Source organism: Pseudomonas sp. PLMAX (genome assembly GCF_046042685.1).
In the GTDB taxonomy this organism is placed as follows: Bacteria; Pseudomonadota; Gammaproteobacteria; order Pseudomonadales; family Pseudomonadaceae; genus Aquipseudomonas; species Aquipseudomonas putida_AE.
Map to the genome: position 1 here is coordinate 5,048,538 of NZ_CP064949.1, position 13,901 is coordinate 5,062,438.

The 13,901-nt window shown below is 65.0% G+C and carries 11 protein-coding genes; 1 reads left to right on the forward strand and 10 read right to left on the reverse strand.

Annotated elements, in window-relative coordinates:
- Positions 1–16: 16 nt before the first annotated feature.
- Genes DKB71_RS22905 through DKB71_RS22920 form a run of 4 tightly spaced genes read right to left on the reverse strand, consistent with a single transcriptional unit; the run spans position 17 to position 3,361 of the window.
- Entirely contained in the window at positions 17–436 is a 420-nt protein-coding gene (locus tag DKB71_RS22905; RefSeq protein ID WP_274074648.1) for a MaoC family dehydratase, read from the reverse strand.
- On the reverse strand, positions 408–1,541 hold the full coding sequence (locus DKB71_RS22910; protein WP_408597613.1) for an acyl-CoA dehydrogenase family protein: 1,134 nt from the start codon (positions 1,539–1,541) through the stop codon (positions 408–410). The genes DKB71_RS22905 and DKB71_RS22910 overlap by 29 nt, the downstream gene beginning before the upstream one ends.
- 9 nt (positions 1,542–1,550) lie before the next feature.
- Positions 1,551–2,519: a bifunctional MaoC family dehydratase N-terminal/OB-fold nucleic acid binding domain-containing protein gene (locus tag DKB71_RS22915; RefSeq protein WP_408597615.1), complete on the reverse strand. Its 969-nt coding sequence runs from the start codon at positions 2,517–2,519 to the stop codon at positions 1,551–1,553.
- Between the two features lie 56 nt (positions 2,520–2,575).
- Positions 2,576–3,361 carry an SDR family oxidoreductase gene (locus DKB71_RS22920; RefSeq protein WP_046817037.1) on the reverse strand — a complete coding sequence of 262 codons (786 nt, stop codon included), beginning with the start codon at positions 3,359–3,361 and terminating at the stop codon, positions 2,576–2,578.
- Positions 3,362–3,501: 140 nt separating this feature from the next.
- On the opposite strand from DKB71_RS22920, the gene DKB71_RS22925 reads away from it, so the two are divergent.
- The gene (locus tag DKB71_RS22925) at positions 3,502–4,287 is read left to right on the forward strand and encodes an enoyl-CoA hydratase (protein WP_408597618.1); all 786 of its coding nucleotides are present in this window, start codon (positions 3,502–3,504) and stop codon (positions 4,285–4,287) included.
- Positions 4,288–4,449: 162 nt separating this feature from the next.
- Here DKB71_RS22925 and DKB71_RS22930 read toward each other — a convergent pair whose 3' ends face one another.
- The 6 genes from DKB71_RS22930 to DKB71_RS22955 all read right to left on the reverse strand — a co-directional run bounded on the left by DKB71_RS22930 (position 4,450) and on the right by DKB71_RS22955 (position 13,826).
- On the reverse strand, positions 4,450–5,232 hold the full coding sequence (locus DKB71_RS22930; RefSeq protein WP_408597620.1) for an SDR family oxidoreductase: 783 nt from the start codon (positions 5,230–5,232) through the stop codon (positions 4,450–4,452).
- Complete coding sequence (locus DKB71_RS22935; protein WP_408597622.1) at positions 5,229–6,929, reverse strand: FAD-binding protein; 1,701 nt, start codon at positions 6,927–6,929, stop codon at positions 5,229–5,231. Before DKB71_RS22935 ends, DKB71_RS22930 begins: the two co-directional genes overlap by 4 nt.
- Positions 6,930–6,937: 8 nt before the next feature.
- Positions 6,938–8,647, reverse strand: a complete 1,710-nt coding sequence (locus DKB71_RS22940; protein WP_408597624.1) for an FAD-binding protein — start codon at positions 8,645–8,647, stop codon at positions 6,938–6,940.
- A gap of 377 nt (positions 8,648–9,024) precedes the next feature.
- Positions 9,025–10,593, reverse strand: coding sequence for an amidase (locus DKB71_RS22945; protein ID WP_408597626.1), 1,569 nt, complete (start codon positions 10,591–10,593; stop codon positions 9,025–9,027).
- A 92-nt stretch (positions 10,594–10,685) separates the two neighbouring features.
- Entirely contained in the window at positions 10,686–12,338 is a 1,653-nt protein-coding gene (locus DKB71_RS22950) for a methyl-accepting chemotaxis protein (RefSeq protein ID WP_408597628.1), read from the reverse strand.
- 54 nt (positions 12,339–12,392) lie between these two features.
- On the reverse strand, positions 12,393–13,826 hold the full coding sequence (locus DKB71_RS22955; protein ID WP_408597630.1) for a coniferyl aldehyde dehydrogenase: 1,434 nt from the start codon (positions 13,824–13,826) through the stop codon (positions 12,393–12,395).
- Between the last annotated feature and the right edge of the window lie 75 nt (positions 13,827–13,901).

A 13,901-nucleotide genomic window follows, 5' to 3' on the forward strand; every position in this document is an offset into this window, starting at 1 on the left:
TGTGTCTCTCCGGCTGTCAGGGCAGGATCAGCGCGACCGTGCCGGTCACGTGGTTGCCCATGGAATTTTTGCCGCTCAAGGTGATTTCCACCGAGCGGGTTTCGGCGTCGAGTGCGCTGACGCTGCCGTTGAAGGTCATGCAGTCGCCGGGATAATTCGGCGCGCCGAGCTTGATTTTCAGCGCGGTGAACTGCGCCAGTGGCCCGGCCCACTGCTCGATGAACCGCTGCACCAGCCCGTTGGTGGTGAGGATGTTCATGAACACGTGGGGTGAGCCCAGGGCACGGGCCGCCTCGGCGTCGTGGTGACCGGGGAAGTAATCACGGGTGGCAATCGCGCCGCCGTTGATCAGGGTCACCGTGATCGGCACCGCAAGCTCCGGCAGTGCTTCGCCGGGGCGCACGTCTTCAAAGCGCTTGGTGTTCTTCGAGGTCATATTTCCATCCCAGCTTGTCGTTATCGTTGAGCCAGTCGCCCAGGCGTTCCAGGCTTGCCGCCGAGCCACCCAAGGCAAGGGACAGGCCGCGACTCCAGTAGAGAAAACGGTGGATCGGGTACGTCAGGTCGACGCCGATGCCGCCATGCACGTGTTGTGCGATATGGCCGATGCGGTGCCCCGCTTCACAGGCCAGCCAGGCCGTGGCCAGTGCCTCGCTGGGTGCCGTCAAGCCGGCATCGATGCGGTAGGCCAGTTGCCACAGCGTGGTGCGCAAGGCTTCGACGGCGATATGGGTGTCGGCCATGCTCATCTGCACCGCCTGGAAGCTGCCGATGACGCGCTCGAACTGCCGGCGCTCGCTGACATAGGCCACGGTGCGGCGGATCTGCTCTTCGCTGACCCCCAGTTGCAGGGCCGCCAATGCCGCTGTGCAACGCAGCTCCAGCCAGGCGACGGCCTCGGCCGGCAGTAGCGCGGTGGCGTTCACGGTCAAGCCTTCGATGTGCAGGTCCGTGGCGGCTTCGCCATGGGTCAGCACTGCCGACACCCGCCGAATTTCAGGCGCCGCCAAGTCGAGCAGGAGCAAGCGCGGCTGCCCTTCGGCCTGCACCAGTACCAGTGCGGCACTGGCCTGGTCACCCAGGGACAAGGCCGCGACCCGGCCACTGATCGACCAGCCCCCGGTGTTCGTCTGCGCCTGCAACTCAATGCCCCGAGCACTGCTCAAGCCATCCAAAGACAGGCTAAGCAATGCCTCGCCGGAAGCCGCTTTGGCCACCCACCCGACACTGTCGCCAGCGTCGAAACAGGCCAGGGTCGCGGACGCCAATTGATGACGCCACAACGGCACCTGGGCCAGGGCTTTACCCTGGGCCTGCAGCACCAGCATCAGTTCGGTCATGCCCAGGCCGCTGCCGCCGTACTCTTCGGGAATCGCCAGGGCGTGCAACCCGGTCTCGATGCACAACGCCCACAGAGGCGCCATCATCGATTCGCCGCTGGTGTCCCACTGGCGCATGTACTCGTCATGGCAATGGTCGACAAACAGGCCGTCGGCCATCTGCGCTATGGCGCGCTGGTCTTCGCTCAATTCGAAATCCATGGGTGGCTCCTATGCCTCTACCGGCCGGAACATCGGCAGGGTCTGTTGGTCATCGAAGGTCTGGAACTCGACCTGCAGGCGCTGGCCGATCTGCAATTGCTCACGCTCGATACCCACCAGCCCGGCGATCAGGCGCACGCCCTCCGCAAGCTCGATCAGGCCGATCGGGTTGGGGTAATCGAACGGCGGCACTTCGGGGTAGTGCATCACCACGAACGAATACAAGGTGGCGCGGCCGCTGGCCTCAAGGGTGTCCCAGTCGAAGCTGTGGCACTCGATGCACACGGGCGCCGGTGGATGGCGCAGGGTCTGGCAGGCGGTGCAGCGCTGGATCAGCAACTGACCCTTGGCGCAGCCTTCCCAGAAGAACCGGGTGTCGTCGCTGATGCCTGGCAGCGGGCGCTTGGCCTTGACCGGCGCCGCTTCAACCTTGGCCGGTGCCTGGGCATTGGCCGCGCGGAACTTGAACACGCGAAACAGCAACTGGCCCACCGGCTCGTCGCCGCCGGCTTTTTCGACGAAGTGGCTCATCACCAGGGTGACGAAAAAGCCGGTGCCCAGGGCGGTGGTTTTCTCATCGCCCACCGAATCCAGGCGCGTGGTGTAGTAGAGCTTTTCACCCAAACGCAGCGGGCGGGTGAAGCTCAGTTCGGAGTTCACCGCCACGGTGGAGGCATAGCCGTAGGCTTCCATTTCCTTGAGCACCTCGTACGGGTTCTCGTCGGTGGAGCCAGGCGGATAGTTGTTGGCGTGCAGGCCTTCCATGGTCCACACCTGCAGCATCGCAGGCGGCGCGATCAGGCCCTCGTGCCGGGTGCCCAGGGCAAATTCCGCGTCGGTGTACAGCGGGTTGTCCACGCCCATGACTTCGCACCACTGGCGAATCATCGGGGCATTGACCTCGTCCCAGGCGTACACGCGGCCGTACTCGCGCCCCACCAGGGCGCGCACATTGGATAGCAATTGTGGATCAGCCAAAGTCGTCTCCTTCACATTGAAGGCGGCCACCGAACCCGGTCGCCGCAATAGGTCGATCAGGTGGGCAGCACCTGCGCGGCGCCGAGAAATGCCGGGCGTTCACCACCGCCATGCAGCAACAGGTTGCAACCGCTGGCGTAACCGGCCAGCGGCGATGCGATATAGAGGCAGGCGTTGGCGATGTCTTCGGCCACCGCCATGCGGCCGGCCGGAATGCCCGCAGCGACGGCGGCGATACCGGCCTCGGAGCCGTAGTGCAGGTGCGCCTGATCGGTCAGCACCAGTCCCGGACTGACCGTGACCACCCGCACCTTGGGCCCCCACTCCACCGCCAGCGATTGCACCAGCGCCAGCACCCCGGCCTTGGCCGCGCCGTAAGCGGCGGTACCCGGCGATGAGCGCAGCGCACTGATGCTGCCAATGAAGACGATGCAACCGCCCTGGGTCTGTGCCTGCATCAGCCGGTTGGCGTGCTGGGCGACGTTGAGCGGCGCGATCAGGTTCAGGCCGATGATGCTTTCGTGGAACCTCGGCGAAGCTGTGGCCGCGTCGGTGGCAGGGCTGCCGCCGGCGTTGTTGATCACCACGTCGAGGCGGCCGAAGTCGCGCTCGATGGTGGCGAACAGGCGTTGCAGGGAATCGTGGTCGCGCACATCGGTGGCAATGAAGGTCGCGCGCTTGCCACCCACTGTCGGCACCTGTTCAGGTTCGCGCCGGGCACAGACGATCACCCGTGCGTTCGCGGCCAGAAATCCAAGCGCGATACCGGCGCCGATGCCCTTGGTGCCACCGGTGATCAGCACCACCTTGCCGCTGTAATCAAGACCCGAATGCAGCTCCATCATGTGCTCCTTTTCTACTGACAAGAGCCACTCTAGGGACGAACCGCGGGCCAAACTACGTCTGAACGGACGATGAAAATTCAACGCCGTGAACAGGACACTGGCGCCTTTCACACCTTGCCTGGTCTTCGAAGATGCCCATGTCCGACTCCTGCGCTGCACCGGTTCTGCTCGAACGCCCACTGCCCGGCGTGGCCCTGCTGCGGCTCAATCGCCCGCAGGCGACCAACGCCCTGAGCCTGGAATTGCAGGCGCTGCTGTCGCGTTATTTCAGTGAGCTGGCGCTTGATCCCGAAGTGCGCTGCATCGTGCTGACGGGCGGCGACAAGGTGTTTGCCGCCGGTGGCGACATCAACAGCATGGCCGGGGTCGGCGCCATCGATATCTACAAGCGCCACACCGAACGGGTCTGGGGCCCGATCCAGCACTGTCCGAAACCAGTGATCGCGGCCGTCTGTGGCTACGCCTACGGCGGCGGTTGCGAACTGGCAATGCACGCCGACCTGATCGTCGCCGGGCGCAGCGCGCGCTTCTGCCAACCGGAAATCCGCATCGGCATCATGCCCGGCATCGGCGGCACCCAACGGCTGGTGCGGGCGGTGGGCAAGGTCAAGGCGATGCGCATGGCGCTCACCGGGCAACCGATCAGCGCCGAGGAGGCCTGGGTCGCCGGCTTGGTCAGCGACCTGGTGGACGACGACCAGGTCCAGGCCCACGCCCTGGAGCTGGCACGCGTCATCGCCGCGATGCCGGCCCTGGCCGCCGAGCAGATCAAGGAAGTGATCCTGGCCGGCATGGACGCCCCGCTGGAAGCTGGCCTGGCCTTGGAGCGCAAAGCCAATGCATTGCTGTTCGCGTCACGGGATCAGAAGGAAGGCATGCAGGCGTTTATCGACAAGCGTCCGGCGCAGTTTGAGGGGTTTTAGCAAGAAACCTGTGGGAGCGAGCCTGCTCGCGATGGGGCCAGCCATTCAACTTCTCTGCTGACTGACCCGCCGCCATCGCGAGCAGGCTCGCTCCCACAGGGATTTCTACAGGTCTTGCGATCCCCTGTAGGAGCGAACATCAGAAGACGGTTTCAGGAGCCGCTAGATACTCATCACCATCTGCCCACTATCAACACGCAACTCAACACCATTGATCGCCCGCGCCTCGTCGCTGGCCAGGAACAGCACGCTGGCCGCCACATCCTCGGGGCGGCACATGCGGTTCATCGGATCGCTGTCGATGGTCAGGCGGTTGGGGTCGACGCCTTCGGGGAAGCCGCCGCGGGTCATGTCGGTGAGTACACCATCGGGGTGCAGGGTGTTGCAGCGGATGCGGTATTTGCGCCGCCGGCACATCACCGCCACCGAACGCGACAACGCCGCCACTGCGCCCTTGGAGGCGCTGTAGGCGAGGTAATCGTCGCGCCCGGCCAGGGCTGCGATGGACGACAGGTTGATGATCGAGCCACCGCTGTCCTTCATCAACGCGATGCCTTCGCGGCAGCCCAGGAACACGCTGTCGGCGTTCACGCGCATTACTTTGTGCCAATCAGCCAGGCTGGTTTCCTCGATCGAGCCGGCGATCAGGATGCCGGCGTTGTTGACCAGGATATCCAGGCGACCGTAGTGCTCGCGCACATGGTCGATGACCTGGCGCCACTGGTCTTCGCTGCTGACGTCGTGGCGAATGAAGGCGGCGGTTGGCCCGATTTCAGCGGCCAGGGCCTGGCCGGCTTCGACGTCCAGGTCGCTGATCAGTACCTGGGCACCTTCGGCCGCCAGCAGGCGCGCGCTGGATGCGCCGATGCCCCTGGCGCCGCCGGTGACCAGCGCAACCTTGCTGTGAACACGCCCGTTCTTCCTGGTTTGCTCGAGGGTCATCATGGGGTCTCCTGTGCGAGGGTTGTTTGCGATTGCTGGCTGCGGGCACGGGCGACGGCGGCACCGGCTCGACGGCCGGAGAACACGCAGTCGGCCAGGGACAGGCCACTGATGTACAGGTGCGAAGGGATGCCCAGGGCACTGCGTCCGGCGGCGTACAATCCAGTGATGGCCTGGCCTTGCTGGTCGAGCACCGCGCCGCTGCGCTCATCCACGCGCAAGCCGCCCAAGGTCAGGGCGCCCAGGGGGAATACTGGATTGGTCACCGAGATATCACAGGCATAGAACGGTCCTTGTTCAAGCACCTGGCGCCCGCCTTCGGACTTGCCGAACGGCTCCGGCGCCTCGCCACGGGCGGCGGCGTTGGCCGCCAGCACCGAGTCGCGCAGCACGGCGGGGGCCATGGACGTTGCACTGGCCAGCTCGGTCAGGCTCTTGCCCTTGCGCACCTTGAACAGCATCAGCGCCAGGGCCGGAAAGCTCTGGAACCACCAGTAGCCGCCGAACAGCGCTTCGCGGATGGCTTTCTTGCGCAGCGGCGCATCCAGCACCAGCCACGCCTTGCCGCCCTGTTCTTCCATCAAGGGTTGGCCGAGGGTGGCGCCGTAGACTTCTTCGTTGCAGAAGCGCCGACCCTCGCGATTGACCACGATGCCTTTGTGCCAACTGTACGGCGGGTTGATAAAGCGCCACGCGGATACCCGCTCAAGCCCCGCACCCTGGCCACCGACACTGGTGCCCAGGCGCAAGCCACTGCCATCGCAGCCGGTGGCGCCGACCTTGAAGTTGCGCCGGAACTTCGGCGCGTGCTGTTCGAGTAGCTGGCGATTGAAGATGAAACCGCCGGTGCTGAGGATCACACCATCGCGCGCCCGCACCCGGCGTGGCTGGGCGAAGTCCCGTTCCAGCTGGCAAACCTTCTTGCGCAGTTTGTTGCAATAGCCAGGGGCGAAGTTCTGCAAGCGTTCGGCGCGGGCCGCCAGTCGTGCATGCAGCTTTGCTTCCTTGCTGCCTTCGGGCATGCACCAGAACTCGGCGCCCAGTACCCGCCCTTGGGGATCGATCACCAGTCGTCGCGCTGCCGCCTGCAAAAGCGTCTTCGCTCCGGCCTTCAGGCACGCGGCCTTGAGGTGGGCAAACAGCACCGCGCCGCCCTGCCCTTTGCCCACGGTGCGATGCCCTCGTGGTGCAGGCGGCAAGGGACCGCCGTGATCAGGCACCAATTCGTTACCCGAGTAATAGAGGAAGTAGCCGTCGGGTGGGTATGAGGTCTTGCCCCCGCCTGGTGGCATCTGATGGGCGTAGGGCGCGCCGTGGCTTTCCAGCCACTGCAGGTTGCTCACGCTGTCTGTGCAGAAGCGCCAGAGGGTGTCATCGCTGACCACGCCCCGGGTTTCGTGCTTGAGGTAATCGAACATGGCTTCGGGGCTATCGTTGAAACCCGCTGCCTGTTGATGGAGCGTGCCACCACCGGCGTACACCACCCCGCCGCTCTTGGCGCTGGCGCCGCCGCCGGTGAAGCGGTCGGCGATCAACACGTCGGCGCCCTGGGCCCGGGCTTCCAGCGCGGCGCAGGCACCGGCCGCGCCCCAGCCGACGATCACCACGTCGCATTGTTGGTCCCACGTCACACTGTTGCCATCGGCCACTTGCAAGGGTGGCAGCACGTCGGTGCTGGGGAGGTTATCGGACATTGGCATAACCCCTCCTAACGCTGGCTGGCCAGGTGGTTGGCGGCGACATAACCGAAGGTCATCGCCGGTCCCAGGGTGCCGCCGGCGCCCGGATAGCTGGTGCCCATCACCGACGCCGAGCAGTTGCCGATGGCGTACAGGCCAGCGATGGTCGAACCGTCATCGCGTACCACCTGGGCATGTTCGTTGGTCAACAGGCCGCCCTTGGTGCCGATGTCCCCGGCGTCCAGGCGCATGGCGTAGTACGGGCCTTTTTTCAAGGGTGCCAGGCAAGGATTGGGCTTGATGTTGCAGTCGCCGTAATAGCGGTCGAAGACGTTGCCGCCACGGGCGAAGTCGAGGTCCACGCCGCTCTCGGCGTAGCCGTTGACCTTGCTGACGGTGGCTTCCAGGCCAGCGCTGTCGACGCCGATCTCCCGGGCCAGGCCGGTAAGTGTGTCGGCCTTCCAGTACAGGTTGTTGAGCCATTCCTTGCGCAGGCGGCTGTCGGGCATGATCTGGCCCGGCATCAGCGGGCCCATGGCGTAGTTGAAACGGAAATGCGCGTCGAAGATTACCCAGGCCGGCACCGATTTGCCGCCGGTTTTCTGGTTGTCCTGGTGCATGGCATCGACGAATTCCAGGTACGGCGCCGCTTCGTTGACAAAGCGTTGGCCCAGGCCGTTGACCACGATGGCACCGGGGAACGCACGCTCGGCGAAGATCCCCCGGGGCTTGTCTTCACCCGGCACGGCAATGGTAGGTGCCCACCAGGCCCAATCCATCAACGCGGTGGCCGCGCCCTGGGCCATGCCAGCTTCCAGGGCTGCGCCGGTGTTGTTGCCGGGAGGCGTCGCGCTCCAGGCCTTGCGGGTCGGCTTGGGCAGGTACTGGTCGCGCAGGACCTGATTTTGTTCAAAGCCTCCGGAGGCCAGGATCACCCCCAGGCGTGCATGCAGTTGCATCTCGGCGCCGTCACGCCGCACGGTGACTCCGGTGACCCGACCGTTATCGGTGACCAGGCCGCAGAAATCGGTGTTGAGCCACAGCGGCACGTCGCGGTCCATCAGCGAGCGGCGCAGCGAGGCCACCAATGAGCTGCCCAGAGATGCGCGGCGATCCATCTTGCTCTTGCGCCGCCATTTGAAGTCCAGCTTGTAGCGCAGCATCAGCTTCATGATCAGCAGGCGCCAGCCAAAACTGCGGGCCATGGCCTTGTGCGCATCGCGCGCGGTCCAGGCGATGCACCCCATCAGCAGGGTTGAAGGTGACGGCTTGCGCAGGTTCGCCAGTTCATCACCCAACAGGCTGGTGTCGAACATCTCCGGGTCGAGGGTCCGCCCGCCGGGCAGCGCCCCCGGCAGGTGCGGATAATAATCTGGGTATTTCGCTGCCACCGCGTAGCGCACCCGGCTGATACGGGTGAGCTGTTCGATCATCTTCGGCGCATTGTCGAGGTAGGCACGCAGGCGCGTTTCATCGACATGTTCGCCTGCCGCGGCCTTGAGATAAGTCAGCGCCGTGGCGTAGCTGTCGTTGCCGCGCTGGCGAGCGAAGTAGTGGTTGTTGGGGATCCAGATACCGCCCCCGGAGATCGCCGAAGTGCCGCCGTACTGGTCGCTTTTCTCCAGCACCAGCACGCGCATTCCCTGGTCGGCGAGGAACACCGCCGAAGTCATCGCACCTGCGCCCGAACCAACGACGATCACGTCGTAGTGGGTCTGAGACTGAACTTGAGCCGTCATTGTTGTTATGCCATTAGCTGAGGTCAGGAAGAAACCGCCGACCACGCAGGGTGCGCTGGCGGAGTGCAGCCCCATGATCGGGGCTGCGGGGGGATGGGCTCATCGTCAAAGTGGACTAGGGGCCTGGTCGTACACACCCCCTGTCATTCCATGTGCTCACCCTGTAGCTGCCTTGCCAGCGAAGAGGTCGGCAAATCCAGCATCTCAATCGGCTGACATATCGCCTTCGCCGGCAAGCCGGCTCCTACAAGGGAACCCAATCCCGGCAACACCCAATCACCCTGTAGGAGCTGGCTTGCCAGCGATGAGGCCGGCACAGCTAACATCTCCATCGCCTGACACGCCGCCATCATGAGCAGGCCCCCACAGGTATGGGATTAAAGAGCGGCGCGTCTGGCGGCCCACGGATGCGCCTGCTCCAGCTGGCTGGCCAGGCGCAGCAGTACGTCTTCGCCGCCTAAACGCGCGGTGAACATCATGCCCACCGGCAGGCCGTTGTCGCTCTGGCCCAAAGGTAGCGAGATGGCCGGCTGGCCGCTGACGTTGGCCAGCACGGTGAAGCCGGCGCTGCCCATGGCATTGTGGGCGTAGCTGTCCCAGGGCTGGTCGAGGGACAGCAGGCCGAGCTTGGGTGTGAGGCTGCCGGTGACCGGCGACAGGATCACGTCGTAGCGTTCGAAGTGCTGCTCCATTGTCGCGCCGATGTTCTCGAACGATTGGCGGGCGCGGTACAGGTCCTCGCCGCTGGTGCCCTTGGAACGCTCCAGGTTGACCAGGGTGATCTTCTCCAGATCCTGCGCCGTGGCTGCGCGGCCGAGCACCTGTTCACGGTCGTGGATCAGGGTTCGCACCGCCGTCCCGATCACCGTGCCGTGGGCGCCGAACAACTGGCGCGGATCGACCCCGAGGGTCAACTCGTCGATCTCGTGCCCAAGGGCTAGCAGTTGCTTGATGGTCTGTTCCAGGGTGGCGGCAATCGCCAGTTCCAGCGGCGCACCGGTCAGCGATTGGCGCACCACGGCTACCCGCAACTTGCCCGGTTCGCGCTGCAGCTCTTGCACATAAGGTCGTACCAAGGGTGGGCTCCAATAGGCACTTCCCGCTTCATGGCCTTGCCCGACATCGAGGAACAGCGCGGTATCGCGGACCGTGCGCGAGACCACGTTACCCACGCTGGCGCCAAACCAGCCTTCGAAATGCAGCGGTCCGCTGGGGGTGCGATAGCGACTGGGCTTAAGCCCGACCAGGCCGCAATACGAAGCCGGAATGCGGATCGAGCCGCCGCCATCGGTGGCGTGGGCCACGGGCACGATCCCCGCTGCCACCGCCGCCGCCGCGCCACCGGAGGAGCCGCCCGCACTCATGGCCAGGTTCCAGGGGTTATGGGTCTGGCCCCAGGCCAGGGATTCGGTGGTGGTGGTCAGGCCGAACTCGGGGCATGTGGTCTTGCCGAACGGCACCGCGCCGGCCTGTTCATACCGGCTGATCAGGGTACTGGTGCGGGTGGCGGGCGGTGAGTCCTTGAACATCCGGCTTCCGTTGCTGGTGACGGTCCCTTGCAGCGAGGTATTGAGGTCCTTGATCAGCAGTGGCACGCCGGCCAGGGCGCCCTGGTTTAAGGTGCCGGCCGCGCGGCGCTGGGCAAGCATGGCGCGTGCGTAGGCTTCATGCAGCATGTTCACCGCATTGACCCGGGGGTTGACCTCGTTGTAACGGGCCAGTGTCGCCGTCAGCAGGTCCTCCGCACTCAGCTCGCCGCTGCGGATCGCCTGGCTCATCGCCCAGGCGTCCATGGCCTGGTAGTCGCTGGCCGAAAGTCCCGCCGAGCGGGCGTCGGCAAACCGCCCCAGAAGTCCGACGCCGACCGCCACGGCACCGGCCTTGAGCACGCTGCGGCGCGGCCAGCCAGTGGCGGAGTTGAGTGGTGCGTTTTCGTGGTTATCCATGGTAGTGATCGCGCCCTGATTGATGATTATTATATTTGTCGTGCATGAGACACCTTGCAGGAGCCAGGCTTGTCGGCAGGGACTCAGGGTGTTCAAGCTACATTGAATCGCGCCGACAACTGATCCAGTGCCCGCGCCAGTTGCTCCAGGTCCGCGGCGGCCACCGCGCTGCGCCCGGCATTGGCCGACAGCGCACCGGTGCCGCTGGAAACGCTCTCGACCCTGGCGACCATTTCCCGAGTGACCCGCACCTGTTCGGTGATCACCGTGGCGATGGTGTCCACGCTGCGGATCACATCATCGGTGCCGCTGCGAATCTGCGCCACCGAATCGCCGGCCTCATGGGCCAGGTTGACGCCGTCACGCACCCGGCTGACCACCCGCCCCATGCCGTCGACCACCGCCAGCGTGCCTTCCTGGATGCGCTGCACGGTGAGGTCGATTTCGCCAATCGAGCTGGCGGTGCGTTGGGCCAACAGGCGAACTTCGTCGGCGACCACGGCAAACCCGCGCCCCGCCTCCCCTGCCCGCGCGGCCTCGATGGCGGCGTTCAACGCCAGCAGGTTGGTTTGCTCGGCAATGCTGCGAATCACCTTGAGCACGTGGCTGATCTCCCCGGAGAACCCTTCCAGCTGGCGAATGTGCACGGCAGTGTCACTGATCACGTCGCTGATGCGGTTCATCTCCTGGGCCATGTCGCGAATAAATTCCTCGCTCTTGCCCGAGCGCCGCGCCGAATGCTGGGTGATGTCGCGAGACACGCCGACATGGTTTTCCACTTCGCTGATCGACCCCGAGAGGTCCTCCACCGCCCGGGAAATCCCGCGCACCGCGTCCGCCTGTTGCTGGGTGGCCGTAGAAGCCGACTCCGCCGACTCAGCCATGTGCGCCGCTTCGTGACTGACCCGCTGCACCAGCTCGCGCATCTGTGAAATGAGCCCGTGCAGGCCGTCACGCATCAGCGCAATGTCGCGCAGCATCAGCGCGAACTCGTCGCCGCCCTTGATCTCGATCGGTTGCACCAGATCGCCACTGGCGATGGCCCGCACGCAGGCACCGGCCTGGGCGAAGGCACGCTTGAGCCGACGCAGCGTGGAAAACGCCGTGAGGCTGCCCACCAGCCCGCCTACCACCGCCAGTGCCAGGTAAGCCAGCAACGTCGAACGATAGCGATACTGCGCCGCCTCGTAGGCCTGCGCCGCGCGCAGCTTCTGCAAGGCCTGCAGCTTGCTCAGCTCAGCCACGGCGGCATTGCCCCGGGGCTCGGCCATGCGCAGAAAGGACAGAATGCCCGGCAGGCGAAAATCGCCGACGCGAAAGGATTCCAGAAGGATGCCCAACTCGTCCTGCCATGCCCGGTAATGCTGGTCGAACGCATCAGCCGCCTGCTGCTCTTCGCCACTCAATGAGCGTTGGCGATAGCTCGCCCAAATCTTCGCCAGCGCCACATTGTTACTCTCGATGGCGCTCAGGGTGGCTTCCACCGGACGGTCAAACGCCGCCACCAGCGGGCCTTGCGGGTCTTGCTGGATCGCCAGCAGAACCTGGCGACGACTTTCACCGAGGCGATGTTCGATGTCACCAAACATCAACAAGGTCGCCAGGTTGTCCTCGTTGATGGCCCGCAGGCTGTCGCGCGCCTGCTGCAAACCGTAGGCGCCGAACAGTACCGCCAGGGCAAACAACAAGGTGGCCAACAGCGCCCAGAGCCACAGGCGCTGGGCGATCGTAATTGCCTTGAACATGATCAATGGCCTGTCCCCTGGAGCGGATGGGGCGCAAGGCACCCCAGCCTGGAATTAGTCGCGAGTGACCCCGGCCAGCATCGCCGCCAGAAAGTGCTCGCCATAGGGCGGCAACAGGCCCCATTCCCGGCGCGGGTCGTGGGCCGAGGCCTTGAACACCGTGCGCAGGTGACTGAATTCGAGAAAGCCTTCGCGGCCATGGTAATGGCCCATGCCCGAGGCACCGATACCACCGAACGGCGCATCGTGCAGGGCGGCATGCATCATCACATCGTTGATCGTGACCCCGCCGGACAGGGTGTGCTCGAGCACATGACGTTGCTCCTGTGCATCCTCGCCGAAGTAGTACAGCGCCAACGGACGTGGCCCTGCGTTGATTTGTGCGATGACCTGATCGAGCTCGTCATAACCCAGCACGACCATGGCCGGGCCAAAGATTTCCTCGTGCATGATCAGGCTGTCCTGGACCGGATCCACCACCACCCGCAGCGGACGACGACGGTCCTGGGGATCCACGGCGAGGGGTTCGGGCAGGCACTCGATGCGCGCACCGCGCGATTGCGCATCCTCGACCAGGCCCTCGACCCGCTCCAGATGGCGCTGGTTGACCACTGCCACCACATCCGGGTTGCCGGCTACCGTCGGGATGAGATCGCGATAAGCGCTGCGCAATGCATCGAGGAAAGACTCGAGGCGGGCCTTGGGCACAAACACCAGGTCCGGGGTGATACAGATCTGTCCGCCATTGCCGGCCTTGCCTGCGGCGATGCTGAAGGCGGCCTTGTTCAGGTCGGCGCTGGACGAGACGATCACCGGCGACTTGCCACCCAGCTCCAGGGTCACCGGCACCAGGTTTTTCGCGGCATTGCCCATTACCCGCCGGCCAATCGCCGTGCTGCCGGTAAACACCAGATGATCAAAAGGCTGGCTGCTGAACGCCTCGCCCAACTCCGGGCCGCCATTGACCACGGCCACCACCAGCGGGTCGAGGTGTTCGGCGCACAGGCGCGCCACCAGTTCAGCGGTGCGCGGCACCACTTCCGACGGTTTGAGGATGGCCCGGTTGCCCGCTGCCAGCGCCGAGGCCAGAGGACTGAACAAGGTGTACAGCGGGGCGTTCCAGGTGCCGAGGATGCCCACCGTGCCTTTGGGCTGGTGCATGACCCAGGCCCTGGCGCCGAGCTGGTCATAGGGGGCAAACATTTCCCGCGGCTCGTCCTGCATCCACCCTTGCAGATGATCGCGGGCATATTTGAGCGAAGCCAGTGAACCCAGCACGTCATTCATCAGGGAAAAGCCGGCGGGCCGTCCGCCAAAGTCCTGGTCGATCGCCGTGGTCAATGCCCCGTGGTTGTCGACCAGCAGGTCGATCACTTGCTGCAGGCGCTGGCGGCGGGTGTCGACGCTGACACTGCCGGCGCCGGCAAAGGCTTCTTTCTGGCGCGCCAGCAGGCTGGAAAGGTCGTCCGAAGACGTGGCTGAACTCATTGTTATCCCCTTGCAGGTTGGCTCGATGGCCGGTGAGCGCCCGATGCGCCTGGCGCCACCCTAGCCTCGCACACG